A 26,355-nucleotide genomic window follows, 5' to 3' on the forward strand; every position below is an offset into this window, starting at 1 on the left:
CACGGGCCCTACTGGCCCTCGATCACGGCCTCTGACAGGAAGGAACGTTGCGCACTGGCAAGGACCCTGGGCGCACCCACCAGTTCGAAAGTGCCCTCCAACTGCCGGCCGTCGGAGTCGAACCCGATGAAGAACGACGCGGGCCCGGCCTCCACAGTGAACTCACGGTCGATGTTGGTGCAGCCGAGTTGCGCGGCCTCCACCCGGAAAGAAACCCGACGCGACTCGCCGGGAGCAAGATGGACGCGCTTGAAACCACCCAGTTGCTGCGCGGGCCGTGCGACCCCGCTGCTCGTCAACCGCAGGTACAGCTGGACGACCGTGGCGCCGGCCATGCTTCCCGTGTTCGTGAGGGTCGACGCGATGCTCAGGGACCCGTGAGTGTCCACTTCGGAGTCATGGGCGACGTCGGTGAGAGCGAAGTCCGTGTAGCTCAGACCGTGACCGAACGTGTACAGCGGGGTCGCGGGCATGTCGAGGTAGTGCTGCGCAACTGCTGGAGGGTAAGGGTTCCTGCGCCCGGTTCCGGTCTTCTGGTGGTGATACACGGGGATCTGGCCCGTGTGGCGCGGGATGCTGTAGGGCAGTTTGCCGCTGGGATTGGTGATGCCGAAGAGCACTTCCGCCACTGCCTTCGGCCCGAACGGCCCGCCGTAGGGCGCGATGACAACGGCGGACGCGTTCTTCACAGCCTCCGGCAGGGTGTACGCGCGCCCCTGCACGAGGACGGCCACGAGCGGCTTTCCCGTGCCCGACACGGCTTCCGCGAGAGCTGCTTGTGCCGCAGGCAGCGAGATGTCGGCCGAGTCGCTCGCTTCTCCTTCCGTCCGATCGCTGTTGAACCAGAGGCTCGCGCCTCCGAGTGCGAGGACGACGACGTCTGCCTCACCGGCGGCGAGGACGGCCCGTTCGACGGCCTCTGGCCCCAGTTCCTGAGTCAGGCCGCTGCCAGGTTGCGTGACGACCGTGGGAGCGAAGTCTCCGATCTCCTGCACGAGAGAGGTGGCGTCGTAACGCTCCCGCACGAAGCTCTCCGGATCCACCGGGGGAAACAGCTCGCCGTTCCAGGCAACAGCCGTGTGCTCGACACCGATGGCGTTTCCCAGCTCGCCACGCGACATCCGGACGATCATCTCCCGCCAGGCCGGGTAGGCGTATGTCGGGAACTGGTACGTGACGACATCCGCGTGCGGTCCGATCACCGCGACCTTCAGCTTGCCTGCCGGAAGCGGCAGGATGCCGTCGTTCTTGGCAAGGACAACGGACCTGCGCGCAAGCTCGAGGGACAGCTCGCGGCCCTCCTCGGCGACCGCGTTGAGGGTGATTCGCTCCTGCGGATACGGGTTCTCGAAGAGGCCGAGCTCGAACTTGGCGCGCAGGACGCGCTCGACAGACGCGTCGACGTCACGCAGGTCGACCGCGCCGCGCCGCACTTCCTTCGCCAGCACGTCTCCATACGCGTACGCCGTCGGCAGCTCCACGTCGAGCCCCGCCGCGATGGCCAGCCGCCCGGCGTGCGCGGGATCGGAGGCCACACGCTGCCGTTCGACGAGGTGCTCGGTGGTCGCGTAGTCCGACGAGACGAACCCATCGAAACCCATGGTGTCGCGCAGAAGTTCCGTGAGGATCTCGCGGTTCACGCCGACTGGCACGTTGTCGACATCGCCGTAGGAGTTCATCACCGAACGCATCCCGGCGATTTGAACAGCCGCTTCGAACGGGTAGGCGAAAACGTCCCGGAGTCGCCGGGAGCCCGTCTCCGCCGCGGAGAGGTTGATGCCCCCTTCCGCGAGGCCGTAGCCGAGGAAGTGCTTCGCCGTCGCGATGACGCCGTTGCGCAGGTCGGGCCCCTGAAGGCCGCTCACGAAGGCGACCCCGAGCGCCGCGATGAGGTACGGGTCCTCGCCGTAGGTCTCGTGGACCCGGCCCCAGCGCGGATCCAGCGCGACGTCCAGCACGGGCGACAGCGCCTGCCGGACCCCGGTCCGGCACATCTGCTCGCGGATGACACTCGCCATGCGCTCGACCAGCTCCGGGCTCCACGTCGCCGCGAGCCCGGTACCGGTGGGAAACGTGGTGTGGCCTCCCGCGACGAAGCCGTTGAGTGCTTCGCCGTGGATGATGGCGGGAATGCCGAGCCTGGTCTGCGTGACCAGCTTGCGCTGAACGGCCCCCGTGAGCGAAGCCAGCCGCTTCGGGTCGTCGGCCGTCAAACCCGCCACGTGACCCGGCGGGTTTCGAAGAACCTCCGCGGAGCCCTCCGCGTCCGAACCGTCGGCGTCGACGAGAACCCAGGGAAAGACACCGACGAGCTGGCTGCATTTCTCCTCGATCGTCAACTGGCTGAGCAGCGCTGCGGCACGCGCGTCCGCGGAAAGACTGGTGTCACGGTAGTCGAGCATTGTTCTCGCTTTCTCTTTCTCGGCCTTGCTCAGCCCTTCACGCCGCCTTCGGCGAGACCCGCGAGAACCCGGCGCTGGAGAACGATGTACGTGATGATGAGTGGCAGGCTGGTGAGCAGAACGTGGGTGAACACCAGGTTCCAGCGGACTCCGTGCGTGGATGCCGACGCGAACTGGTAGAGCGTCAGCGGCAGTGTCGCGCTGGCCGAGTCCTGCAGGAGGAACAGCGCGAAGTAGAAGTCGTTCCACACCGAGATGATCATGATGACGGTGCCCACGAACAGCACCGGCGACAACATCGGCAGGATGATGTGCCGGTAGACCTGCCAATGGCTGGCGCCGTCGATCTCCGCCGCCTCCTCCATGTCGGGCGGCAGCGCGCGGACGAACCCGGTCGCCAGGAAGATGACTCCGCCGACCCTGGTGCCGATGACCGTCAGCAGGTAGCCCAGCGCGCTACCGTTGAGGTCGAGCTGCTGGAGCACGAACGTCGTCGGGATGATCGCCGGCGGCAGGACGATCGACAGGATCGACGCGAGGTAGGTGAACTTGAGGGTCCGGGACTTCGACCGGCCGTAGCTCCAGGCCGCCATCGAGGCGAGCAGCAGTACGGCGACGATCGTCGGGACGGCGATGAACAGGCTGTTGCGCAGGCCGGTGAAGTAGTGCCCGGCGGTGATGACGGTCGAGAAGTTCTCCCCCGCCGCCCACTCGGTGGGCCAGCTCATCGTGAGCCCGTTCGCCTCTCCTTCGGTCTTGAAGGAGTTCACCAGGACCATCCAGAACGGGAGAACGATCCACGGCAGCGCGAACAGGCTCAGCGCGGTGTAGCGGATGATGGGCATGAGCGCGCGGCGCCGTGGGTGGCGCCGTACGTTGGGCACGGTCGTCATGCGGCCACCTCCCGACGGCGAAGCCACGTGACCAGCGGGACGGCCGTGAGCACGACCATCACGGTGACGACGAAGCCCAGGGCGCTCGCCGTGCCGAAGTAGCTCTGCCCGAACTGCTGGTACATGGTGATGTTGAGGACGCTGGTCGCGTTGCCGGGGCCACCGCTGGTGGTGGCGACGATGATGTCGAACGCGCTGAAGGCTCCGACGAGGGTGACCACGACGTTGAACGTCACCGCCGGCGCGAGAAGCGGCCATTTGATCTGCCAGAACCGTCGCCAGCGGCCGGCTCCGTCGATCATGGCCGCCTCCACGAGGGAGGCAGGGATGGCGTTGAGGCCCGCGATGTAGACGAGCGTGATGAGCCCGCTCCACTTCCAGGCGTCGATCGAGGCGACCACGACGAGGGCCGAGAGATCGTGCCCGAGCCAGGCGAAGTCGAACCCGCCGGGCAGCAGGAAGTCGAGGAAGCCGTTGATCGGTCCCTTCGGCGCCAGCAGCGCCGACCAGACGTAGCCGGCCGCGAGTGGCGAGATCAGCACGGGAATGAAGAAGATCGACCGGAAGAACGAGTTGATCATGTTGGAGCGCTGCATCGCCAGCGCGAGCGTCAGGCTGACGGCGTTCTGGACGAGCATCGCGATCACCGCGTAGGCGATGGTGACACCGATCGCGTGCCACAGGACACCGAGCTCGTCGAGAATCCGGAAGTTGTCGAGCCCGTTGAAGGTGATCACATTGCTGAAACCGGTCCACCGCGTGAAAGCCAGGCCTGCGCTGAGGACGAACGGGGCCAGGAAGAAGATCGCGACGAGCACGATCGAAGGCGCTGCGAAGAGATAGTGGTGCAACGTCGACCGTTCACCAGCCCGGCGCAGACGTCGTCGGCCAGCAGGGGCCGGCGTTCCCGAAGGACGTTCCGGTTTCCTCCCGGTTCTGCCCGATGCCTTCACCTCGGCACTCACCTCTGTCATCCGCTTCGCCTCCCCGGCCCCGTCATCAGGTCGTCACTTCCCAGCCGCGATGGCCTGCTGCACGCTCAGCTGGACCTTGTCGGCGGCCTCCTGCGGCGTCAGCTGACCGGCGAGCAGTTGGGCGGCGAGAGAACCGAAGGCGTTGAAGCCGGGGATGTTGGAGCCGATGCCCAAGGTGCTGGACTCGTAGGCCTTGCCGATCTCGAGGGTCAGGCCCTGCAGTTCGGGCGCCGTCACACCGGACATCGTGGGCAGAGCCTGGGATTGCTTGACGTAGTCCGGATAGCCGGTGGTGCTGATCCAGTTGACGAAGTCGAGCGCGGCGCGCTGCTTGGTCGTGTCCTGATTCCTGGGCACGTAGTAGGTGCCAAGCGGGCTAGGTGCGAACCAGGCTTTCGAACCTCCGCCGGACACACCGGCGAATCCGATGGTCTCGTCGACCTTCTTGGTGTCACCACCGGCGTTGGTGTTGAACGTGGCGACGTTGTCGGAGTGCTGGGCGACCATGGCCGCACGTCCCTCGTAGACGGCCTTCAGCGAGTCCTCGTACTTCGCGGTGTTGGCGTCGGAGTTGAAGCAGCCGCTCTTGCGAAGGTCGTCGTAGGCGGTCAGTGCTGCGACGAAGGGGCCGCCGGGATCGTTGACCTTCGCCTTGCCCTCGACCACGGATTGGGCGTAGGCGTCGTTCTCGTTGGCGCTGGCCATGTAGTTGCCGGGCAGGATCTGAGGCGGCCAGCCGGAACCGCCGGCCTCGAAGATCGGGGCCACACCAGGCGCCTGCGTCTTGAGCGTCTGGCAGACAGTCTTGAGATCAGCGAAGGTCTGCGGAGGCTTGACTCCGGCCTTCGTGAACACCGTCTTGTTGTAGTAGACGCCGAAGACCTGCGGGAAGCCGAGAGTGACGGCGTAGGTCTTGCCGTCGAGGTTGCCCGAGACCTTGGCCAGGGCGCCCTCCTTGGCCACGAACGGCATGCTCGACAGGTCGACCAGTGTGTTGGCGCCGTTGAGGGTTCGGATCGCACTGCTGACGCCGTGGTATTCCAGGACATCGGGGCGCGCACCGGTCGCCCACTTGGCCTGGACGGTGTTCTCGAACGAGTCAGCCGGGACGTCGAAGAACTCGATCTTGTTGCCTGAGGCCTTCTCGTAGGCCTTGTAGAGGTTGAGCAGCGCCTTGCCGTCCGCTGTGTTGTGCCACAGGGTCAGCGTGACGCCGGTGGGCGCCGGTCCGGACAGGTCGGCGGTCGTGGAACCTTGAGCGCCGCCGCTTCCCGAGGAGCAACCGGCGGCAACCGTGAGACAAAGCGCGGCGGCAGCGGCGGTGACGACGCCGCGCCGTCGGTCGGAACTCAACACTGAGTGTCCCTTCGTTCGATCCAGGAGCGCCCCCGAACGCCCGGACGGGGCTGGTGGAGAGAGTGTGCAATGTTCTACACGCCGCAACCGTAAGGCGGGCGCAATCTGCCGTCAATAGGTTCCTGACAGTCGTGACAAGACCTTGCTGACGAGGTCAGCGACCGTCAGATACGGCTTGTCAGCGTTGCCGCACTGCGTGTAGAACGGTGTCGACAGAAGTCTTCATCTGCGAAGAGGGCGTGTGGTGTCGACAAGACCGCAGCTTCCCCGGCCAACCATCCGCGACGTGGCTCGAGAGGCCGGCGTCTCGGTGTCCGCGGTGTCCAAGGTGCTCAGAGATGCCTACGGCGTGAGCGCCGAGATGAGGGACAAGGTTCAGGGTGCGATCGAGGGACTCGGGTACCGGCCACGAACCGGCGCGCGATCAATGCGCGGGCGCACGTTCACCGTCGGCGTCCTTCTCTCCGACATCCGGTCGCCCTTCGCACCGGAGATCGTGGAAGGTGTCCAGGCCGAGTTCGAAGGGTCTGCCTACCAGGTCGTGCTCGGCCCAGGAGGACCAACTCCCGACCGGCAGCAACGCAGCATCGAGACGCTGATCGACAGCAACGTCGACGGCCTCGTGCTGATCGCGCCCAACGTGCCCACCGCGCGACTGGAGGAACTGGCGGACATCGTGCCGGTCGTCGTGATCGCCCGGCACGGCCGTGGCCGCAACTACGACAGCGTGGTCGACGACGATGCGATGGGGGCGGCCCTGATGGTGGAGCACCTGGCGGACCTCGGGCATCGCCGGATCTGTCACATATCGCATCCGATGGGCGAGCTTCGACGCCCTTCGGTCCTCTCGCACACCGCGCGGGCCGATGGATATGTCGCCGCCATGCTTGAGAGAGGCCTCGAACCGGACGTCGTCACGACCTCCTACACCGAAGACGGCGGTTACCGCGGAGCCCTTGAAGCTTTAGGGCGCGCCAATCCACCCACGGCTGTGTTCGCTGGTGCCGACATCGCCGCCCTCGGCGTGTTGAGAGCTGCCAGTGAGCGCGGTCTGCGTGTACCCGAGGACCTCACCGTCACCGGCTACGACAACACGAACGTCTCCGCGGTCCCCCAGATCTCGTTGACGACCATCGATCAGTCGGGGACGTTGACCGGCTCGGTGAGTGCGCGCCTGCTGCGCGAGCGACTCGAGGGCCGGGACGCTCCGGTCTCCTACTCCGTCACCCCCAAACTCGTGGAGCGCAACACGAGCGCACCACCCCCGGCGTCTTGAGCGGGCTTGCCGATTCGCCGTCACTCTCCACAAAGGATTCGGTCTGACACCATGCCCGCTTCTCCCGTCGTACGTGTTCGAACACCGACCGTCGAGCATCTGCGTGATGGCCTCGGACTGGGTACACCACGACCACGCTTGTCCTGGCTGATCGAGGGGGACTCACCGAACTGGCGCCAAGAGTCCTACGAGATCGAGCTTGAGCGCGACTTCTCCCGCAGTACCAGCGGACAAATCCGCAGCGACGAGTCAGTGCTCGTGCCGTGGCCCTTCCCGCCGCTCGGCTCGCGGGAACAGGTGCGCGCCCGCGTCCGGGTCTGGGGTCACGATGAGACGGCTCCCACGGAGTGGAGCGAACCGCTACAACTGGAAACCGGGCTCCTCCACGCGAACGACTGGTCGGCGCTCATGGTCTCGCCTAGGGCGACGACCGAACGCCTCCCTGTCTTCCGCCGGGAGTTCACGGTCCGGGACGACCTGCTCCAGGCACGGCTCTACGTAACGGCACTTGGCGTCTACGAAGCGGAAATCAATGGCGAGCGGGTCGGCGACGATGTGCTCGCACCGGAGTGGACCAGCTACCAGCACCGCCTTTTGTACCGCACGCACGACATCACGACTCATCTGCGCGACGGACCGAACGCGATCGGCGTCATGGTCGCAGACGGCTGGTATCGCGGCCGCATGGGCTGGACGGGGCGGCGCGAAGTGTACGGCCAGGACCTGGGTCTTCTGGCGCAGCTCGAGCTCACCTACCGCGACGACAGCCGGGAAACCATCGCCACCGGCGCCGACTGGTCCTGGGGCCTCGGTCCCGTGATCTCGAGCGACCTCTACGACGGCGAGGACTACGACGCGCGGCTGCTTCGCGACGACTGGTCTATTGCCTCCGACGGGCCCGCTGACTGGGCACCGGCCGAGGTCCTCCCCTTCGACCACTCGGTTCTCGCTGCTCCGGAATCTCCGCCCGTGCGCAGGACGGAGACGATCCAGCCGGTGCGAGTCATCCGATCCCCAGCCGGACGAGTCCTTCTGGACTTCGGGCAGAACCTCGTCGGCCGTGTTCAGCTCACTGTCGCGGGACCTGCCGGCCACAGGATCGAACTTCGGCACGCCGAAGTCCTGGAGCACGGTGAACTGGGAACCAGGCCGTTGCGTTCGGCGCTAGCACGAGATGTCTACACGCTTCGCGGCGGAGATACAGAGCACTGGGAGCCACGTTTCACGGTGCATGGCTTCCGCTACGTCGAGATCGGCGGGTGGCCGAGCAAGGATGGAGTGCCCCCTGTCGGTGCGGTCCGGGCCGTCGTCTGCCACACGGACATGGCGGCCACCGGAACCTTCACCTGCTCGGACCCGCTTCTGCAACGCCTGCACGACAACGTCGTCTGGAGCATGCGCGGCAACTTCCTCGGCATTCCCACCGACTGCCCGCAACGCGACGAGCGCCTCGGCTGGACGGGAGACATCGCGGCGTTCGCGCCGACCGCCGGTTTTCTGTACGACTGCGCGGGCATGTTGTCGTCGTGGTTACGCGACCTGGCGGCGGATCAGGAGCCCGGCGGCAAGGTCCCGATCTTCGTTCCCTGGGTGGACGTCTGGCACCCCGGACGCCGCGACGTCCAGGCGGAGCCCCTGATGGCCGGCTGGGGAGATGCCGCGACGATCGTGCCGTGGACCCTGTACCAGCGATTCGGCGATGCCGGGGTGCTGGAGCGGCAGTATTCGAGTGCGGTGGCTTGGACACAAGCCCTGCTGTCCCTCGATCCACGGGACCCGCGGTCGTCATCGCACCAGTTCGGCGACTGGCTCGATCCGACCGCCCCGCCCGACCGGCCGGGCGATGGCGCGACCGACCCGGCCCTGGTCCTCGCCGCCTATCAGGTCCGCTCTCTCGACATGATCGCGGCGATGGCGAACGCACTGGACCGCACCCGGGACGCGGTCAAATTCCAGCAACTCGCCAAGGACCGGAGAGCCGTCTTCGCCGAGTTCTTCGCCTCCGACGGGACAGCTCACCGGGAGTCGCAGACCTCGTACGCTCTTGCCCTCGTCTTCGACCTGCTCGCACCGAATCAGAGGCGCACGGCAGGCGATCGGCTCGCGCGGCTCGTGCTCGACAGTGGTCACCGAATCGGCACCGGCTTCATCGGGACGCCGATCATCTGCGACGCACTCACCTCCACCGGCCACCTGGAGGCGGCTTACCGCCTCCTGCAGCAGACAGAATCTCCCAGCTGGCTGCACCCCGTCACCCTCGGTGCGACCACAGTCTGGGAGCGCTGGGACAGCATGTTGCCGGACGGCACCATCAATCCCGGCGAGATGACCTCGTTCAACCACTACGCGCTCGGCAGCATCGCCGACTGGATGCACCGCACCGTGGCCGGCCTCGCACCGTCGGCGCCGGGATATCGAGAGGTTCTGGTCGCACCCAAGCCTGGCGGCACACTGTCCAGCGCCGGCGCGACTCACCGCACGCCGTACGGTGATGTCAGCGTGTCGTGGAACCTCGAGGGACGTCTGTTCACCCTCTGCCTGAAGCTGCCGATCGGCACAACGGGATGGGTCGCTCTTCCGGACGGCTCGGCTGAGCGCGCGGTCGGCAGCGGCATCCACGTCTTCACTTGCCTTCTCGAACAACCCGAACAGACGCGTGAGCCTGTTCCCGCTGTCCAGGACCAAACCGAACGCTAGTTCGCCGGCCAAGAGGCGCTCGTCCATGACCTGTGAAATTGAAACGTCAAGAGTTTCAGGAGGTCTCATGCTCGCCGTGTTGCTCGTCGCCGTGGCAGCCGTGCCGCCGTTGATCACCGGAGAGGCCGGCCAGGCGGCGGCCGCGGCGACGCACCTCTGGCCGGCGAACCCGGATTGGAGCCGATACGTCCAGGCGCCGAACTCGGCGGTGGTCTCACCGGTCGCGGTGGTGCGGACGTCCGGCGATGTGACCGATGCCGCGTCGGTGCTGGAGGGTGCGCCAGGCAGCGGGCGCCTGACCATGACGATGCAGCCAGGCGGAACAGCGCCCACCGTGGTTTTCGACTACGGCAAGATGATTGCCGGACGGACGACGATCACCGTGACCTCGGTGTCAGACACGCCAGTCCTGCGTAACGCCCACAGCGAACAACTCGGCACCCTCACTGACACTGGTGACACCGGCGGGGACCCGGGATTCGGATACGTCGGCACCGGTAAGAGGTACGAAGATCACCCGCTGTCGGCTCCGGGTCAGGTCACCGACATCCAGTTGCAGGGCGGCCAGCGGTACCAGTTGCTGACGCTGACGCAACCCGGCAGCGTCACGATCTCGGCCGACGAGACGACCTTCAGTGCCAACCGGGACACCGCGGCCAAGCTGCGCGGCTACTTCGTGTCGAACGACGACCTCCTCAATCGCATCTGGTACGCGAGCGCCTACACGCTCAACCTGACCCAGGTCCTGCCTGGAACCGCAACGGTCCCCGGTCTGGACAACGGGTCGCTCAAGCTGCTCATCGACGGGGCAAAGCGTGACCGGGGTGTCTGGGCCGGCGACCTGGGCATCGCCGGCCGCACCACCCTGGTGATGTCGGATCCGCAATACCTGCGTGACTCGATCTGCCTCATGGCCAGTCACGTCGCCACGACCGCGACCGTCGGGAGCCCGGCCGCGCCGTCGCCGTTCGTACAGCACTGCAGGGCCACACCGGCCGCGGCAACTGCGGCCAGCACGCCCACAGTGCTGCCAGGAGACTGTTACCCCACGCAACCGGCGTCGAAGTGCATGGTCTGGTCAGGGGCCTACTCGATCGCCGTGGTGGATGCGCTCCACACGTACTACCGCTACACCGGTGACAGGGACTTCCTCTCGCAGATGTGGCCGGCAGTGACCTCCGCCCTGGCTTGGGCCGAGCAACAGATCGACAGCAAGGGGCTCTACAACCCACAGGAACCCTTGTCGACAGTCTCATGGAGCCTGGGTGTCGCCTCGGGCGTCCCGGCGTGGGACAACGCTTTGGTCCATCTCGGCTTCGACGAAGCGTCCTACCTTGCTCGCCAGCTCTCGGCAACCGACCTCGCGACCAAGTACGCCGCTACCGCGGCCGGGCTGAAGAAGGCCTTCAACGCCAATTTCTGGAGCCCGGAACTGCACGCGTACTCCGACGCACCAGGATCGAAATACCTGCCTCAGGACGCGAACTCCTTCGCGATCATCAGCGGCCTGGCCGGCTCCGGTCGCGCCTCGGAGATCGTGCGCACGATGCAGGAGAAGCTGGACAGTCCTTACGGGACCATGTCGGTCACACCCGCGGGCGGGTCGCTCACCCAGCTCGTCTCCCCCTTCATGGGCGGATGGAACCTGCTCGCCGACTTCACCGCCAACCAGCCGGACGCCGCGCTGCAGCTGATGCGCAAGGAGTGGGGGTACATGCTCTCCAAGGACCCAGGAGGCGTCACCTGGGAACGGATCAATCTCCCGGGCGGAGCGCTGGCCAGCGGCGACAGCGCGGCCCACGGATGGTCCACCGGGCCGGCCGCGGCGCTGTCGACCCATGTCCTCGGAGTCGCGCCGACCGGTCCTGGGTTCGCACAGTTCAGCGTCAGGCCTCAGCCAGGCGACCTGACCTGGAGCGCAGGCGCTGTCCCCACGCCCAAGGGCGCCATCAACGTCAAGTGGGGCATCCGCCGGAACCCCCAAGGACCGGGCGCCTTCGAGATGCAGGTCGCCGCACCGCACACCCAGACTGGCGCGGTCAGCATCCCGACCTTCGGCCACGCGCGCAAGATCACCCAGGACGGCGTCCTCGTCTGGGACGGCCGCCAGCCCCGTAGCGGCGCCGCCGCGACCAGCGACGGAGAGTACGTCACCTTCACGGGCATCCGCGGCACGCACGTCTGGGCGTGGAACTAGCCGAGCAGGGCCGAACGTGTCTGTCGGCTGTTGGTGTCACACCTGCCGCGGATCCACGTGAATCTTCGGGCCGGGTCCGGCGCCTGGCGGGCGCGCACCGCGCAACGACCGCTCCGGGACCGCGATGCGCTCCGCCAGCGCGCCGGGGCGGCCGTCGCGGATGCCGACCTCGTCGCGGTTCTCGCAGACGTGTTGATGTCCACGCTGGCAGCGCCGGCAGGTACCGTCCCCGATCATCGTGTTGCCCATGACCCGGCGGCCGAGCCAGGCGGGATCGACACCGTCGCCGACCGCGGCAACGACGCCCGCCCACTCATGCCCCAGCCGCATCGGGTACGACGAGTGCCCTTCGCGCAGGTAAGCCATGTCACCGGCGAAGAACTCGATGTCGGTGCCGCAGACGCCGACCCGCTCGACGTCCACGACCACCTCTCCCGGCGTCGCGACCGGGGCGGGAACGTCCTCGACTGTGGCCTTGCCGGGTCCGTGCAGGATGAGGGCCTTCATCGGGGTGCGACGACGTTCTGGCGCTGCGTCCCGAGACCGGCGATGCCCAGCTCCATCACGTCGCCGGGCCGCAGCCAGATCGGCGGGGTGAAGCCCATGCCGACGCCGGGCGGGGTGCCGGTGTTGATCAGGTCACCGGGCTCGAGCACCAGGAACTGGCTCAGGTGGTGCACGACGAAGTACGGGTCGAAGATCATCGTCTTCGTGCTGCCGGTCTGGCGGCGGACGCCGTTGACGTCCAGCCACATGTCCAGTGCCAGCACGTCGCCGATCTCGTCGGGGGTGACCAGCCACGGGCCGGCCGGGTTGAACGTCTCGGCGGACTTGCCCTTGGTCCACTGGCCGCCGCGCTCCATCTGGAACGCCCGCTCGCTGACGTCGTTGACGACCGTGTACCCGGCGATCACGTCGCGCGCTTCCTCGACCGAGTCCAGGTAGCTGGTGCGGCGGCCGATGACGATGCCGAGCTCGACCTCCCAGTCCGGTTTCGTGGAGCCACGCGGGATGCGCACGTCGTCGTTCGGGCCGATCAGCGTGTTCGGTGACTTCGTGAACAGGATCGGCTCGTCCGGTACGGCCTGGTCTGTCTCCGCGGCGTGGTCGCGGTAGTTGAGGCCGATGCAGAGGATCTGGTGCGGGCGTGCGATCGGCGCGCCGATGCGTTCGCCGGCGAAGCGGGAGGTGCGCCCGGCGGCGGCCCGTTCGGCCACGACCTGGTCGATACGGTTCAGTCCGCCCCTGTCGAAGAACGCTTCGTCGAAGTCGGTCACGAGGTCGGACAGGTCGACGTAGGTCTCGTCGTCGAGACGCGCGACGGGCTTCTCGGCACCAGGCGCGCCGATACGCATGAGATACACGGCAACTCCTTCAGGATTGGGACGCGGACCAGGGAGCGGCCGGGTTCACCGGTACTCCTCGCCGAGAGCGCCAAGCACCCGGCGAACGTCGTCCACCGCGTCGAGCAGTGGGGCCACAGGGGTCCGATAGGCCAGCGCGCTGATGCTCACCGAGCCGGACGGTTCGGCCGGAGAGGTCGCGAAGACGGGAACCGCCAGGCAGTTGATGCCGACCTCGTTCTCCTGGTCGTCGACCGCGTAGCCGCGATCCTGGATCGCCCGCAGGTCCGAGTGGAGCTCGTCGGCACCGCACAGCGTCTTGGACGTTCGCCGTTCCAGCGGTTGGTCGCCGATCCAGTTCCGGACGTCGTCCGGCGTCTGCAGGCGATAGGACAGGAGGAGCTTGCCCACTGCCGTGGCATGCGCGGGGTTGCGGCCACCGATCGTCGAGGTCAGCCGAACCGAGCCGGCCGGCGGGTCGACCTTGGCCCGGTAGACGACTGTCCGGCCGTCGAGGACGGCGTAGTGCGCGGTCTCGCCGAATCGCGCGGCCAACGTCTCCAGCACCGGGCGGATGCGCACATGCTCCGGCCGCACCTCGTGGTGCGCGAACGCCATCCGCAGGAACTCGTCGCCCAGCACATACCGGCCGCGCTCGTCCTGGTCGGCCAGGCCCGCCCGGCGCAGCGACGCCAGCGCCCGGTGCACGGTCGGTTTGGGGCTACCGATCACGCGGGTGAGCTCGTCCAGACCGACCCCGCAGGGGTATCGGGCGAGCTCCTTCAGCACCGCGAGCACCCGGTTGGACCCAACCAGCCGGCTCTCGTCCATCCGCGCCACGTCCCGTGGGCCGGGTCCTGTCACTTCGTTCATGATCTGGGTAATCTCCTCGTCATTCCGAAAGATAGACCACCGTGTCGATAGTTGGAAGGCTCCTACCGGCACATGCTCGAAGGAGAAGGATGAGCACCGTCAGGACGGCACTGGTCACCGGCGGAGCACGCGGCCTCGGCGCCGCCACCGCCAAGCGCCTGCGCGCCGACGGCCTCAAGGTCGTCACCCTCGACCTCGGCGGTGCCGACATCACCGCCGACGTCACCGCCGAGGACGCCCTCAGGCGGGTCGCCGACGAGATCGGCCCCGTCGACGTCCTGGTCAACTCCGCCGGCATTGTGGGACCCAGCAAGCCCCTGCTCGACACCACGACCGACGAGTGGCGCCGTGTTTTCGAGGTCAACGTCCTCGGCACCGTCAACACCATGCGTGTCTTCGTCCCCGGCATGCGCGAACGCGGCTGGGGTCGCGTCGTCAACTTCGCCAGCATGGCCGGCAAGGACGGCAACCCCAGCCTCTCGATCTACTCCGCCACCAAGGCCGCCGTCATCGGACTCACCAAATCCGCCGGTAAGGAACTGGCCACCAGCGGCGTGCTCGTCAACGTCATCGCCCCCGCCGTCATCGCCACCCCGATGAACGCCGACACCGCACCCGAGGTCCTCGACCACATCACGAGCCTCATCCCGATGAAGCGGGCCGGCCGGCCGGAGGAGGTCGCCGAGCTCGTCGCCTTCCTCAGCTCCGACCGGGTCAGCTTCTCCACCGGCGCCGTCTACGACATCAGCGGCGGCCGCGCCACCTACTGAACCGCGACAGCCGGGTGTCCCGGTGATCAATGGTGGTCACGACCTAGAGCAGTCCCCGGTCGCGGGCGCGGAGCGCCGCCTGGAAGCGGGTCGTGGCGCTAAGCCTGCGCATCAGCTCGGCGACCCGGCGTTGCGCGGTCCGGAGGCTGCAGCCCAGTGAACGCGCGACGTGCTCGTCGGTGAACCCAGCCGCGAGGAGGGTGAGCAGGCGACGGGCGGACTCGTCGAGGTCGCACTCCGCGGAGTGCTCGGCGGGCGTGCCGACAGGGGTGGCGCGGTCCCATTCGGCGTCGAAGAGCGCGGCGAGGGAGTCCAGCAGGATCGACGGGTGGATGACGTACGCGGCGTCGACGGCGGTGGGTGCCGTGTTGATGGGGATGACGGCCTGGTGCCGGTCAGCAAGGAACAGCTTGAACGGCAGAGCGGGGCGGACCCTGGCCTGTACGCTCGGCCGGTGGTGCTCGGGGAGGATCTCCTCGGCCAATCGATCGGGCCAGGACAGCGCCGCACGGTCGTACACGATCCGGTAGCGCATACCGGGCCGGTAGGCCTGGCGACCGGATTCGCGGTGTTCGTCGGGGTTTCTCGCATAGGGCGGTTTGTCGAAGACCCGGATCTCGGTGCGGGCGCCCCGGTGCAGCACCTCGACCTGGTCGGCGACGGCGTCCTGACCGGTGACGACTTCGAGGACGTCGCTGGGCGAAGCACTTCGAGTGCTGGCCCGGTAGAGCATCGTCAGCTCGCCGACGACCGCTCGCGTCGCGTTCAGGGACTGCTCTCGCTGGACGACGAGACCGTTGATCGCGATGTCGGGAGCGACGGCCAGATAGCGGGCCGGCCGCCCGGCAATCCGGGTGATCACTCCCTGTGCGGCGAGCCGGGTGAGCCGCCGCGCGACCTGCCGGGCTGCCAGGCCGCAGTGCTCCGACAGCTCAGCTGTGCTGCAACGCGGATGGCGGATGACAGTTTCGTACAGCCGGCTGTCCACTGGCGACAAACCGACGGCTTCGAGCATTTCACTCCTTGTCGTATTTACGTCTCGTGACGGGAACTGGTCACGCAGAGTGCTTGTCCTGCGGGGCAGATCACCGGCAATGTCAGGTATCGCCGCTGAGTCGAGATCCCCGAACTCTTCCAGGAGGACGCATGCTCCGGAAATCAACGATCGGCTTCTGTTCCCTGACTGCGATCCTGTTCGCCGGCCTGCTTTCCGGCGCCACGGCCGGGGCCGAAACGCCCGGCCCGGCGGCGTCCCAGTCGGACAAGAGCTGGTGTGCGGCCAAGGGCGGCAAAGCGATCGACTACTCGCCCTGGGCCAACACCAACTACACCCCGGTGCGGCTGGGTGGCCGGTTCACCATGTGCGATTTCACCGACAAGAAGGAACAAACCACGATCACGGTCTCCGCCGACTCTCTCGCGGCGGACGAGCCGACCTTGGCCGCGTTGGCCTACACCTTCAAGCCGCAGAAGCCACCGTCGACGGGCGGCGAAAACCCCGCCGACGACTACTGCGTGAAGCTGGGTGGGGCGGTGCAGTTCGGCGCCAATCCGTCGGATGTCGGCGGCTGGGCACCGAGCAGCCAGAAGGAGCCGACGGAGTTCGCGGGAATGTGCGTGTTCGCCGACCGGTCCATGATCGACTCGTGGGGCTTGTTCTACCACTTGAACGGCGTCATCAGGGGCGCCGATCTGACCGGCAAGTGGAAGGCGACGATGCCTGTGCGCTGATCGGTACCCCGGACGGATCACAGCATCGCAGAGGTACAGGTGCGACGTCCCGTTCGGCCTCCGGGTCGAACGGGACGCTCGCGTTGAGACAGCCCATCTTGGGGCTTCAGCACAAAGGCTTGCTGTTGGCGGTCTCGATGAGATGCGCAAGTTCCTCATCCCCGAGCTGCGCCCCCATCGAGCCGAGACGACCCAGCGGAATCGAGGCCGTCATGCGCTGAATCGCCTCGGCATCCTCGAACAGCGACTCCGCCGAGTCGTCGTTCGTGCGGCCGTTGCGCGCCATCGCCTGCCTGAGCATCGGACCGGCGACGGGATGCGCCATCGCCTCGCCCATGGACGACGACGGCGACAACGGCACCATCGGATCGTCCCCTCGAACCTCGACGGTCGAGGAAAGACGAAGGTCTCGGCTGGATGCACCTACCTCCACCCGGTACGGCCCACCCTCGACAACCCACCGTCCAACCCGGACGTCCCAATAGGCGAGGTCCTGTCGCAGCACCGGGAGTTCGATCCGACGCGTCTCGCCGGGAGCGAGCTCGACGGAGGCGAACGCCACTAGCTCTCGCTCCGGCCGTTGCATACGCGAGGCGACCGGCGCCGCGTAGGCCTGGACGACTTCGCGTCCGGACACGGCGCCGGTGTTGGAGAGCGCGATCGAGACGACCAGATCACCCGAATCGAGCGCACTGACATTCGCGTCGGCGTAGTGGAACGTGGTGTAGGAGAGCCCGTGACCAAAGGGATACGCCACCTCGATCAAGCGGGCGTCGTACCAGCGGTATCCGACGAACAATCCCTCACCGTAGCGAACCCGGCCGAACTCGCCGGGGAAGTTGAGGAAGGCCGGGCTGTCCTGCACCCGCAAGGGGATGGTCTCCGCGAGGCGGCCCGACGGATTGACCTTTCCGAACAGTACATCTGCCGTCGCGGTCCCGCCGCCCTGGCCGAGCAACCACCCCTCCATCAGACCCGCCACGCGGTCCCGGAACGGGAGTGCGACGACGCCACCGTTCGACAGCACCACCACCGTCCGCGGACTCGCGGCCGCGACCGCGTCGACGAGTTCGAGCTGCGCCCGTGGAAGATCCATGGTGGTCCGGTCGAAGCCTTCCGACTCGTCCCGCCCCGGAAGGCCGAGGAACAACACGACCACGTCCGAGTCCCTGGCCGCGGCGACCGCGGCGTTCCGCAGTTGCGCGGAGAAGGCGTCGTCTACGTCCTTGTCCAGGCTGTAGCCGGGCCTGAACACGACGTCCCGCGCGTACGAGCGGATCGCCTCCAGAGCTGTGTCCAACCGAGTGGGGCTGATCCGCGAGGAGCCCGCACCCTGGTACCGCGGGGTGCGCGCGAACTCACCGATGACAGCAAGCCGCGCACCGGAGGAGAGCGGCAACACGTCTCCCTCGTTGCGCAGGAGAACAATCGATCGAGCCGCCACTTCCGTGGCCAGCGCATGGTGTTGCTCGAAGTCGACCGCCGTCGGATCCGTGCCCTCGTTCGCCGCACGCGACGCAAGAGCCGCGACACGTGCGGCGGAGCGGTCCACCACGTCCTCCGTGACCACACCGGCTTCGACCGCTCGCCGGACATCGGCGCCAGACCGTCCGCCGCTCGTGGGCATTTCGAGGTCGAGACCCGCCAGCAAAGCCTTCACGCGATCGCCGACTGCGCCCCAGTCCGAGACCACGACGCCCGTGAAGCCCCACTCATCACGCAGGACCGAGGTCAGCAACCACGGATCTTCGGAGGCGTACACACCGTTGATCCGGTTGTAGGAGCACATCACCGTCCACGGTGCGGCCTGCCGCACGACACGCTCGAACGCGCGAAGGTAGATCTCCCTCAGCGGCCGCTCGTCCACGTCACTGGAGGCGCGCATGCGGTCCTCCTCCTGGTTGTACGCCGCGAAGTGCTTCAACGACGCCCCGACGCCGACCGACTGGATGCCTCGCACCCAGGCCGCACCCAGCTCGCCCGAGACCAGCGGATCCTCGGAGAAGTACTCGAAGTTCCGCCCGCAGAGCGGCGACCGCTTGATGTTGATGCCCGGACCGAGCACCACACCGACGTCCTGTGCGACCGCTTCCGCTCCGATCGCCGCGGCCACTCGTCGCACGAGCTCTGGATCGAACGTCGATCCCAGTGCCACAGCCGGAGGGAAACACGTCGCCGGCACGCTGGCCCCGATGCCGAGGTGGTCGCCCGGCCCGGCCTGCCGCCGAAGACCGTGCGGTCCGTCGGTCATCATGATCGCGGGGACCGCTCCCGCACTGGCCGTGTGCCAGAAATCGGCCCCACTGATCAGAGAGATCTTCTCGTCGAGGGCCAGCTGACTGATCAGCCGAGTCGCGTCGATGTGGTGGTCGGCGTTCATGGGTCGTTGACGCTCCAAAAGGGAGGGTGAGAACGCGGATCAGGGTGTGAATCAGCTGGTTACGTCCTGGGAGACCGCGGCGGGGGCCACCATGTCCAGGAAGCCTCGCAGCAGTTTCTGCACGGCGACGGCATCGTTGTCATAGAGCCACTGGAGCTGCAGACCGTCCCACAGGGCGATGAGCATCGAGGCCAGTTCGTCCGGTTCCAGCGAAAAGCGCAGCTCGCCGTGCTGCTTCAGCTCGGCGAACGCTCCCGCCAGATACTCGCGGAAGTCCATGTACCGCTTGGTGTAGTGCTCGTGCGCGGGGTGCTCGGTCGAGGTCGCCTCCGCGGACAGGGTGGAGTGCAGTTCCACCAGCCCAGGGCGGGTCATGTTGTCGTTGGCGATTGCGAGCATCCCGGCCAGGGCCTCGCCCCGACTGCGCGGCGCGAGCTGTTCGCTCTCCGACTCACGCGCCGCCAGCACACTCAGGAGCAACTCCTCCTTGTTGGGGAAGTGATGCACGATGGCGCGGTCGGTGAGACCAACGCGCCGCGCGATCTCCTTCATCGTGGTCGCCCGATACCCCGCCTCCGCGAACACGGCCATGGCCGCTTCGATGATCTCCTGGCGCACACGAGCAGTCCTCGCGTACGGCCCCCGGCTCCCGGTGCGTGGCGTCATTGCCTGATCCGTCCTTCCGGCCGTGTACGTGCTCACCCGGAGACACCATGCCAGGCGGGCCACCCCGGCAGATCCCCTTGCACAGCAACGTACCACCAACTTTTCGCAGAAGCGAAAGATTCAGGCGAAAAGTCTGTCGGGGCGAGAAATTCGCTGCTACGGTCTCACTCCACGCGAGCTCGCTCCACGTCACATCCGTTGTCGGGTCAAGGAGGACTCTGTGTCGGATGCAACGAAGCCAGCACCACCTGTTCAGCCACCCACCAAGACGGAGCCGGTCGAGGGCGTAGCACCGCAGACCGGCGTCATGGCGACACCGAAGGTGCTCACGAGGGTAGGCCCGATGTTCGTCATCGGCCTGGTCTTCGCCACGTTCGGCGTCATGTTGGCGCTGATCCTGCCCAGCGCGTTCTCGTTGTCACTGGCGATCGAACGGATCGCCCCCGGCCGTGAGGAGATCCTCGGCTGGCTCAGCGCCGCCGGGTCGATCGCGGCACTGGTGACGGGGCCGCTGGTCGGGGTACTCAGCGATCGGACGCGATCACGCCTTGGCCGCCGTCGGCCCTTCATGCTCGGCGGTCTCGCGGTCGGCCTTCTCGGTCTGGTCGTCCTCGGCCTGGCGAGCTCCGTCGCGCTTCTGCACGTCGGATGGATCCTCACTCAGCTGGGCTGGGGTACCGCCACCGCATCGCTTCTCAACGTGCAAGCCGACCGTCTGCCGGCAGAGCAACGTGGCCGGGTCGCCGGGCTCACCGGCTTCGCCACAATGGTCGCCCCCACCGTGGGCGTGGCGCTCGCCTCCGGAATCGCGTCCAACCTGCTACTGCTGTTCGTGCTGCCGGGCGTCGTCGGAGGCATCCTCCTGCTGTTGTTCGCCATCTTCTACAAGGACGCGGACTCCCGTGGCCTCACTTTCGAGCGGCTCACGTTCGCACAGCTGGGAGCGAAGTACGTGTTCGATCCCCGCAAGCACCCTCCGTACGCGTGGAACTGGCTCGGCCGGCTCATGTTCTTCCTCGGCATCAGCTCGACGACAACGTTCACCACGTTCTTCTTCGCGCAGCGGCTGGACATCCCGTTGTCCCAGTTGGCCTCCGAGCTTGCTTTCGTGTCGCTGATCGGCATCATCGGAATCACGGCCGGCGCGATCGGTGGCGGGTTCCTTTCCGACAGGCTTGGCCGGCGCCGCGTCTTCATCGTGGTCGGCGCGGTCGGCTTCGCCATCGGCTCGGTGATCACCGCGCTCGCGCCGGACCTCCTGATGCTGATTGCCGGGTCCCTGGTCATGAACCTCGCGATCGGTGTCTTCACCTCCGTGGACCAGGCGATCGTGCTGGACATCCTGCCCGAGCGCGACACGGACGCCGGCCGGTACATGGCGCTGATGGGTCTCTCGCAGGGCATCCCGAACATCGTCGCCCCGCTCATCGCAGGTGTGCTGATCACGATCGGCACGGCCGGGGAGGGCAAGAACTACGCGATCCTGTACTGGTTGGCCGGCGTGTTCGTCCTGGCCGGAGCGCTGATCATCTACTTGCGGGTCAAGACGGTCCGGTAGTTCACCGTCCAAACAGGAATCTCCGCGGCGGCTTCCCCATCGACCAGAACGGCAGACATGAACCGCGTCATCTGCAACCCGCTGGACCTGGCCTACCGGTATCAGGACATCCGCCCCATGCGGGACCCGCGCACGGTGCACCGCGAAGCAGCGGACCCGTCCGTTGTCCTGTACGCCGGGCGCTACTACATGTTCGCGTCGATGGCGCGCGGTTTCTGGCACTCGCTGGACCTGGTCACCTGGGAGTACCAGCCCACGGAGAAGCTGCCACCTCTGGGCTACGCCCCGGACGCACGGGAGATCAACGGCGCCCTCTACCTTTCCGCATCCCGACGCGGCGTCGTCTGTCCGTTCTTCCGCTCCACCAACCCGCTCGCGGACGACTTCGAAGAGGTCACGCCGGGCACGTTCGACTTCTGGGACCCGCACCTGTTCCAGGACAAGGACGGCACCACCTACTTCTACTGGGGATGCGACAACAGAACCCCCATCCGCGGCACCGAGATCGACCCGGTGACCTTCGAACGCGTCGGGGAAACGGCCGACCTGTTCGGGTCCGACATCGCCGCACACGGATGGGAGCGGTCCGGCGAAAACCACGTGCTGCAACCACCTCGCACCGAACGCGAGAAACTCATCCGTCAGTACATCGGCACCGACCCGTTCATCGAAGGCGCCTGGATGAACCGGCACGGCGACACGTACTACCTGCAATACGCGGCGCCGGCCACCGAACTGAACACCTACGCCGACGGCTACTACACCGCCGAATCACCGCTCGGCCCCTTCACGTACTCACCGAACAGCCCGTTCTCCTACAAGCCTGGCGGTTTCATCACCGGTGCCGGTCACGGAAGCACCTTCCAGGATCGGCACGGCAACTGGTGGCATGCCTCCACGATGCGAATCTCGGTCAACCACAACTTCGAACGCCGGATCGGTCTGTTCCCGGCCGGCTTCGACGAGGACGGTGTGCTGTTCTGCAACCAGAACTTCGCCGACTACCCGACGAGCGTGCCCGATCGCGCCTTCGACCCCTGGAAGGAGGCCGCACCCCAGTGGATGCTGGTCTCCTATCGGGCACACGCGACCTCTTCCTCCTCTGTGGACGGACATAGCGCCGGCCTGGCCGTCGACGAGGACGTGCGCACCTGGTGGGCCGCCGGCACGAACGCACCCGGCGAATGGCTGCAGATCGACCTCGGCGCACCCAAGACCGTGCACGCCATCCAGGTCAACCTGGCCGACCACCACCTCGCCGACCGAGCGGCAGCGGACGCGGACGCGGTACAGCTGGAATGGGAAGTGCGCGGCATCTTCCGCGAGAACGAACCTGCCGAACTGCTGGTGGAAGCGTCCACCGACGGACACACCTGGACCACGGTGCACGACGGGCGGGACACCGGCCGCGACACGCCCCACCTCTTCGTCACCCTGGACAGGCCGTTGAGCCTCCGCCATGTCCGTGTCACGGTGGGCCGGCTCCCGTTCGGAGGCCAGTTCGCCGTCAGCGGCCTTCGCGTGTTCGGCCGGGGCACCGGGTCCGCACCCGGTGTCACGGCGCCCCACGCAACGCGTGTCGACGAACGCACCGCCCACATCGAATGGGAACCGGTCCCCGGCGTTCAGGGTTACAACGTCCGCTTCGGACTGACGCGGGACAAGCTCTACCACAGCTGGTTGCTCTACGAGCAGACCGATCTCGATCTTCGCGCCCTCAACGCCGGCACCGACTGCTGGATAGCTGTCGACGCCTTCAACGAAAACGGCGTCACGGCCGGCACCCCGACGCTCGCCGCCCGCTGACCATTCCGGCGGCACACTTCCAGATCGAGGAGAACCAAACCGTTGATCGACACGGACTTCACCCGAGGATGGACCGCCGGACCGAAGCGTGGCCTGTGGGACACGCTCGCCGGCGAAGCCGCTCCCCTGCACCCGGTCGACCTGCCCCACGACTTCATGCCCCAACTCGGCCGATCCGCGGACGCGGTCGCCGGAGCCCACTCGGGATACTTCCACGGCGGCACGGTCGAGTACCACAAGAGCCTCTTCGTGCCTGACACCTACCGGGACAAGAAGCTCATCATCGAGTTCGGCGGTGTCTACCGAGACGCGATGGTCTTCGTCAACAACGTCCTCGCGGCGCAGCGACCCAACGGATACTCGCGGTTCTTCGTCGACCTCGATGCCTACGTCACGCACGGCGCGGAGAACTCCATCCGTGTCGAAGCCCGAGGACACCAGGATTCCCGCTGGTACACGGGAATGGGCATGCACCGCGATGTGAAGCTCCACGTCCTCGAGGTCGTGCACCTCGCGCCCACCGCGGTGCGCGTCAGCACATCGGACATCGACGACGAGCGCGCCATCGTGTCCGTCGCGACCACTGTCAGCAACGCCGGCCGGCATACCGTGACCGCACTGGTCAGAACCGACCTCCAGAACCCGGACGGCGAGATCGTGGCCTCCGACCTCTGCCCCGTCACGGTCCTTCCCGGATCGACCGCCACCACGCGGCAGCGCCTGTACGTCGAGCGTCCGCGCCTGTGGTCACCGGACTTCCCGGCGCTCTACCGAGCGTCGAGCAGGCTTTCCGTGAACGGTCTTCCCGACCAGAGCACAGAAACCACGTTCGGCATCCGGTCCCTGCAACTCGACGCCCGCAGGGGACTGCGCATCAACGGCCGCACCACCAAGTTGCGCGGCGCCTGCATCCACCACGACAACGGCATCCTCGGTGCCCGAGCGCTCCCCGAAGCAGAGGAACGCCGCGTCAGGATTCTGAAGAACGCGGGATTCAACGCCATCCGCAGCGCGCACAACCCCATGAGCGAGGCCATGCTCGACGCCTGCGACCGCCTCGGCATGCTGGTGATGGACGAGGCCTTCGACGTGTGGACGGAAGCCAAGTCGTCGTTCGACTACTCACTCGCGTTCCCGGAGTGGTGGGAACGCGACATCGAAGCGATGGTCGAGAAGGACTACAACCATCCGTCCGTCATCTTCTACAGCATCGGCAACGAGATCCCCGACACCGGAACCGCCATCGGCTCTCATCTCGGTCGTCTGCTCGCCGAGAAGGTCCGCTCCCTCGACAGCAGCCGGTTCGTGACGAACGCCGTCAACGGACTGGCGTCTATCCTGCGCGAACTGCCGTCGCTCACACGGGACAGCGCCACTGCGGCGTCTCAGCCCGCTCCGGGGCTCAACGACGCGATGGGCGGAATGGCCGACACGATGTCGCGCATAGACCCCCTCATCACCGCACGGATCGAGGAGAGCCTCTCCGCCGTCGACGCCGCCGGGCTGAACTACGGCGAGAGCCGGTACCTCACCGACCTCGAACAGCATCCGAACCGAGTGTTCGTCGGAACCGAGACCTACTCGAACAGCATCGCCGCCAACTGGTCGCTGGTGTCCGAGAACGACTACGTGATCGGAGACTTCACCTGGACCGGGTGGGACTATCTCGGCGAAGCAGGCATCGGGCGCGTGTCCTACACGGAGGACTGCGCCAGGGCGGGCTGGCTTCCCGTCGCAGGGCCATATCCCTATCTGGCCGCGTGGTGCGGAGACATCGACATCACGGGCCACCGCCGACCTGCGTCGTACTACCGCGAGATCGTCTACGGACTGCGGGACGAGCCCTACCTCGCCGTCCGACGTCCGGCAGGGAAAGGTCTCATTCCAGGTTCGACGCCATGGTCCTGGACGGACAGCGTGGCCTCGTGGACATGGGATCTCGAACAGTCCACTCCCGTGGACGTCGAGATCTACAGCGCCGCACCCGAAGTCGAACTGCTGCTCAACGACCGCTCACTCGGGCGCCGTCCCACCGGCCCCGCGCACGACTACCGCACCACTTATGAAGTCCCGTACGAGCCCGGCACGCTGACCGCGGTGGCGTTCGACGGGGATCGTGAAGTAGCCCGCTGGTCCCTGCGCTCAGCGGTGTCCGAGGACATCCGGCTGCAGCTGACCGTGGAAGGAAACCAGCACGACGTCCAACCGGGAAGCCTGCTCTTCATCCAGGTAGCGACCACCGACGTCGACGGGACGACCATTGGCAACGCGGATCGCGAAGTGACGCTCACCGTGACCGGCCCCGCTTCGCTCGTGGCGTTCGGCAGCGCCGCACCAGCAACCGAGGAGGGCTACGACTCCGACCGGCACTCCACCTTCGAGGGGCGAGCCCTGGCCATCATCCGTGTGATGGGCTCCGAGCCGATCGAGGTCGCCGCCACCTCCCCCGAACTCGCCGCCGCGGCAGTGACCATCACGAGCGCAGGCAGCCTTCTACAGCAAGGAGAAAACACCGATGACATCTGAGACCCGTATCGACGCGTCGCAGGACATGTCCGTCGAGGACCGCACCCTTGACGGTCCTCATGGCCCGCTGCGGGTGCGTGTCTACGAACCCTCGAAGCGCAACGCCCGCGGAATCGGTTTCGTCTGGGCGCACGGTGGAACGTGGTCGTTCGGTGATCTGGACTTCCCCGAGGCACATGGTGTCTCGCTGGCGCTCGCCGCCGCCGGGATCACGGTCGTGTCAGTCGACTACCAGCTCGCCGCGGTACCGGAACCTTACGTGGCCGCCGGTCTGCCCGCCCGCGACGGAGTGTTCTTCCCGATCGCGTCCGAAGAGGTCACTGCTGTTTTTCAATGGGCATCAACGGAATCCGGCCTGCCGGTGCGCGCCTGGTCGCTCGGCGGCGGGAGTGCCGGCGGCAATCTCGCGGCCGGAGCGTGCCTGCGACTCCGCGACCGCGGTGAGCCGATGCCGCGCACGCTCGTCCTGGCCTATGCGGCCCTGCACGCCACACTCCCGGCACCTTCGGATGAACTCGCGAAGAAGGCCACTGCCGCACCCTCGAGGTTCCTGCCGCCCGACCTGGACTTCAAGGAGCTCTACCGGTCGCTCGTGCTCAACTACGTCGGGAACGAGGAACAACTCGAGTCCCCCTACGCCTTCCCGGGTGGACACGATCTGCGCGGACTTCCGCCGGTCTTCGTGCTCAACTCCGACAGCGATTTCCTTCGCACCTCCGGCGAACAGTTCGCCGCCGAACTCGCCTCCGCGGGCGTGGACGTACTGCAGATCCGGGAGAACGGCACCGTCCACGGGCACCTCATGGAGCCCGAGCGCGACGATTCGGTACGCAGCTTTCGTCGCATCGTGGCTTGGTTGTCGTCCGAGGATCTTGTCGGGACGGCACACGAGACCGCCTGAAACCTG

General features: G+C 66.9%; 19 protein-coding genes. 9 read left to right on the forward strand and 10 right to left on the reverse strand.

Annotation, left to right across the window (positions count from 1 at the left end; genetic code table 11):
* Positions 1-8: 8 nt before the first annotated feature.
* From JOF56_RS46225 to JOF56_RS46240, 4 genes are read right to left on the reverse strand one after another with little or no spacing between them, the layout of a single operon-like run.
* Positions 9-2,402 (reverse strand): glycoside hydrolase family 3 N-terminal domain-containing protein, encoded by a 2,394-nt coding sequence (locus tag JOF56_RS46225; RefSeq protein ID WP_209645859.1) that lies wholly within the window; start codon positions 2,400-2,402, stop codon positions 9-11.
* Between the two features lie 29 nt (positions 2,403-2,431).
* On the reverse strand, positions 2,432-3,295 hold the full coding sequence (locus JOF56_RS46230; RefSeq protein WP_245378682.1) for a carbohydrate ABC transporter permease: 864 nt from the start codon (positions 3,293-3,295) through the stop codon (positions 2,432-2,434).
* The gene (locus JOF56_RS46235) at positions 3,292-4,269 is read right to left on the reverse strand and encodes a carbohydrate ABC transporter permease (protein WP_209645860.1); all 978 of its coding nucleotides are present in this window, start codon (positions 4,267-4,269) and stop codon (positions 3,292-3,294) included. The genes JOF56_RS46230 and JOF56_RS46235 overlap by 4 nt, the downstream gene beginning before the upstream one ends.
* 33 nt (positions 4,270-4,302) lie before the next feature.
* Complete coding sequence (locus tag JOF56_RS46240) at positions 4,303-5,622, reverse strand: ABC transporter substrate-binding protein (protein WP_209645861.1); 1,320 nt, start codon at positions 5,620-5,622, stop codon at positions 4,303-4,305.
* Positions 5,623-5,911: 289 nt separating this feature from the next.
* Between JOF56_RS46240 and JOF56_RS46245 the strand changes: the two genes are divergently transcribed.
* From JOF56_RS46245 to JOF56_RS46255, 3 genes are all read left to right on the forward strand, one after another.
* The gene (locus tag JOF56_RS46245) at positions 5,912-6,901 is read left to right on the forward strand and encodes a LacI family DNA-binding transcriptional regulator (RefSeq protein WP_307855568.1); all 990 of its coding nucleotides are present in this window, start codon (positions 5,912-5,914) and stop codon (positions 6,899-6,901) included.
* Positions 6,902-6,952: 51 nt separating this feature from the next.
* Positions 6,953-9,598 carry an alpha-L-rhamnosidase gene (locus JOF56_RS46250; RefSeq protein ID WP_209645863.1) on the forward strand — a complete coding sequence of 882 codons (2,646 nt, stop codon included), beginning with the start codon at positions 6,953-6,955 and terminating at the stop codon, positions 9,596-9,598.
* A gap of 67 nt (positions 9,599-9,665) precedes the next feature.
* The gene (locus JOF56_RS46255) at positions 9,666-11,795 is read left to right on the forward strand and encodes an alpha-L-rhamnosidase C-terminal domain-containing protein (RefSeq protein WP_209645864.1); all 2,130 of its coding nucleotides are present in this window, start codon (positions 9,666-9,668) and stop codon (positions 11,793-11,795) included.
* 36 nt (positions 11,796-11,831) lie between these two features.
* Here the strand turns inward: JOF56_RS46255 and JOF56_RS46260 are convergent, their stop codons facing one another.
* Genes JOF56_RS46260 through JOF56_RS46270 form a run of 3 tightly spaced genes read right to left on the reverse strand, consistent with a single transcriptional unit; the run spans position 11,832 to position 14,011 of the window.
* Positions 11,832-12,302, reverse strand: a complete 471-nt coding sequence (locus tag JOF56_RS46260; RefSeq protein ID WP_209645865.1) for an alcohol dehydrogenase catalytic domain-containing protein — start codon at positions 12,300-12,302, stop codon at positions 11,832-11,834.
* Positions 12,299-13,159, reverse strand: a complete 861-nt coding sequence (locus JOF56_RS46265) for a fumarylacetoacetate hydrolase family protein (protein ID WP_209645866.1) — start codon at positions 13,157-13,159, stop codon at positions 12,299-12,301. The genes JOF56_RS46260 and JOF56_RS46265 overlap by 4 nt, the downstream gene beginning before the upstream one ends.
* A 45-nt stretch (positions 13,160-13,204) precedes the next feature.
* A complete protein-coding gene (locus JOF56_RS46270; RefSeq protein ID WP_209645867.1) occupies positions 13,205-14,011 on the reverse strand; it encodes an IclR family transcriptional regulator in 807 nt (268 codons plus the stop codon).
* Positions 14,012-14,100: 89 nt separating this feature from the next.
* Between JOF56_RS46270 and JOF56_RS46275 the strand changes: the two genes are divergently transcribed.
* Complete coding sequence (locus JOF56_RS46275) at positions 14,101-14,781, forward strand: SDR family NAD(P)-dependent oxidoreductase (protein ID WP_209645868.1); 681 nt, start codon at positions 14,101-14,103, stop codon at positions 14,779-14,781.
* Positions 14,782-14,824: 43 nt separating this feature from the next.
* Here JOF56_RS46275 and JOF56_RS46280 read toward each other — a convergent pair whose 3' ends face one another.
* Positions 14,825-15,796, reverse strand: a complete 972-nt coding sequence (locus JOF56_RS46280; RefSeq protein ID WP_209645869.1) for a winged helix-turn-helix transcriptional regulator — start codon at positions 15,794-15,796, stop codon at positions 14,825-14,827.
* Between the two features lie 131 nt (positions 15,797-15,927).
* Between JOF56_RS46280 and JOF56_RS46285 the strand changes: the two genes are divergently transcribed.
* Entirely contained in the window at positions 15,928-16,512 is a 585-nt protein-coding gene (locus tag JOF56_RS46285) for a hypothetical protein (RefSeq protein ID WP_209645870.1), read from the forward strand.
* 106 nt (positions 16,513-16,618) lie between these two features.
* Here the strand turns inward: JOF56_RS46285 and JOF56_RS46290 are convergent, their stop codons facing one another.
* Positions 16,619-18,892, reverse strand: coding sequence for a glycoside hydrolase family 3 C-terminal domain-containing protein (locus JOF56_RS46290; protein WP_209645871.1), 2,274 nt, complete (start codon positions 18,890-18,892; stop codon positions 16,619-16,621).
* Between the two features lie 51 nt (positions 18,893-18,943).
* Positions 18,944-19,558 (reverse strand): TetR family transcriptional regulator, encoded by a 615-nt coding sequence (locus JOF56_RS46295; protein WP_209645872.1) that lies wholly within the window; start codon positions 19,556-19,558, stop codon positions 18,944-18,946.
* A 220-nt stretch (positions 19,559-19,778) separates the two neighbouring features.
* Between JOF56_RS46295 and JOF56_RS46300 the strand changes: the two genes are divergently transcribed.
* Genes JOF56_RS46300 through JOF56_RS46315 form a run of 4 tightly spaced genes read left to right on the forward strand, consistent with a single transcriptional unit; the run spans position 19,779 to position 26,349 of the window.
* On the forward strand, positions 19,779-21,116 hold the full coding sequence (locus JOF56_RS46300) for an MFS transporter (RefSeq protein WP_307855569.1): 1,338 nt from the start codon (positions 19,779-19,781) through the stop codon (positions 21,114-21,116).
* 57 nt (positions 21,117-21,173) lie between these two features.
* On the forward strand, positions 21,174-22,922 hold the full coding sequence (locus JOF56_RS46305) for a family 43 glycosylhydrolase (RefSeq protein WP_209645873.1): 1,749 nt from the start codon (positions 21,174-21,176) through the stop codon (positions 22,920-22,922).
* A gap of 42 nt (positions 22,923-22,964) precedes the next feature.
* Positions 22,965-25,448, forward strand: coding sequence for a glycoside hydrolase family 2 TIM barrel-domain containing protein (locus tag JOF56_RS46310; RefSeq protein ID WP_209645874.1), 2,484 nt, complete (start codon positions 22,965-22,967; stop codon positions 25,446-25,448).
* Positions 25,438-26,349, forward strand: a complete 912-nt coding sequence (locus tag JOF56_RS46315; RefSeq protein WP_209645875.1) for an alpha/beta hydrolase fold domain-containing protein — start codon at positions 25,438-25,440, stop codon at positions 26,347-26,349. The genes JOF56_RS46310 and JOF56_RS46315 overlap by 11 nt, the downstream gene beginning before the upstream one ends.
* Positions 26,350-26,355 lie beyond the last annotated feature (6 nt).

Origin of the sequence: Kibdelosporangium banguiense (assembly GCF_017876405.1) — a bacterium.
Classification (GTDB): Bacteria; Actinomycetota; Actinomycetes; order Mycobacteriales; family Pseudonocardiaceae; genus Kibdelosporangium; species Kibdelosporangium banguiense.

What these genes read in the sequence shown, in the direction of transcription:
- JOF56_RS46230 (WP_245378682.1), bottom strand. Translation starts at nt 3,295, where the DNA reads ATGACGACCGTGCCCAACGTACGGCGCCACCCACGGCGCCGCGCGCTC.
- JOF56_RS46305 (WP_209645873.1), top strand. Translation starts at nt 21,174, where the DNA reads ATGAACCGCGTCATCTGCAACCCGCTGGACCTGGCCTACCGGTATCAG.
- JOF56_RS46280 (WP_209645869.1), bottom strand. Translation starts at nt 15,796, where the DNA reads ATGCTCGAAGCCGTCGGTTTGTCGCCAGTGGACAGCCGGCTGTACGAA.
- JOF56_RS46290 (WP_209645871.1), bottom strand. Translation starts at nt 18,892, where the DNA reads ATGAACGCCGACCACCACATCGACGCGACTCGGCTGATCAGTCAGCTG.
- JOF56_RS46285 (WP_209645870.1), top strand. Translation starts at nt 15,928, where the DNA reads ATGCTCCGGAAATCAACGATCGGCTTCTGTTCCCTGACTGCGATCCTG.
- JOF56_RS46275 (WP_209645868.1), top strand. Translation starts at nt 14,101, where the DNA reads ATGAGCACCGTCAGGACGGCACTGGTCACCGGCGGAGCACGCGGCCTC.
- JOF56_RS46260 (WP_209645865.1), bottom strand. Translation starts at nt 12,302, where the DNA reads ATGAAGGCCCTCATCCTGCACGGACCCGGCAAGGCCACAGTCGAGGAC.
- JOF56_RS46250 (WP_209645863.1), top strand. Translation starts at nt 6,953, where the DNA reads ATGCCCGCTTCTCCCGTCGTACGTGTTCGAACACCGACCGTCGAGCAT.
- JOF56_RS46255 (WP_209645864.1), top strand. Translation starts at nt 9,666, where the DNA reads ATGCTCGCCGTGTTGCTCGTCGCCGTGGCAGCCGTGCCGCCGTTGATC.
- JOF56_RS46225 (WP_209645859.1), bottom strand. Translation starts at nt 2,402, where the DNA reads ATGCTCGACTACCGTGACACCAGTCTTTCCGCGGACGCGCGTGCCGCA.
- JOF56_RS46235 (WP_209645860.1), bottom strand. Translation starts at nt 4,269, where the DNA reads ATGACAGAGGTGAGTGCCGAGGTGAAGGCATCGGGCAGAACCGGGAGG.
- JOF56_RS46270 (WP_209645867.1), bottom strand. Translation starts at nt 14,011, where the DNA reads ATGAACGAAGTGACAGGACCCGGCCCACGGGACGTGGCGCGGATGGAC.
- JOF56_RS46315 (WP_209645875.1), top strand. Translation starts at nt 25,438, where the DNA reads ATGACATCTGAGACCCGTATCGACGCGTCGCAGGACATGTCCGTCGAG.
- JOF56_RS46295 (WP_209645872.1), bottom strand. Translation starts at nt 19,558, where the DNA reads ATGACGCCACGCACCGGGAGCCGGGGGCCGTACGCGAGGACTGCTCGT.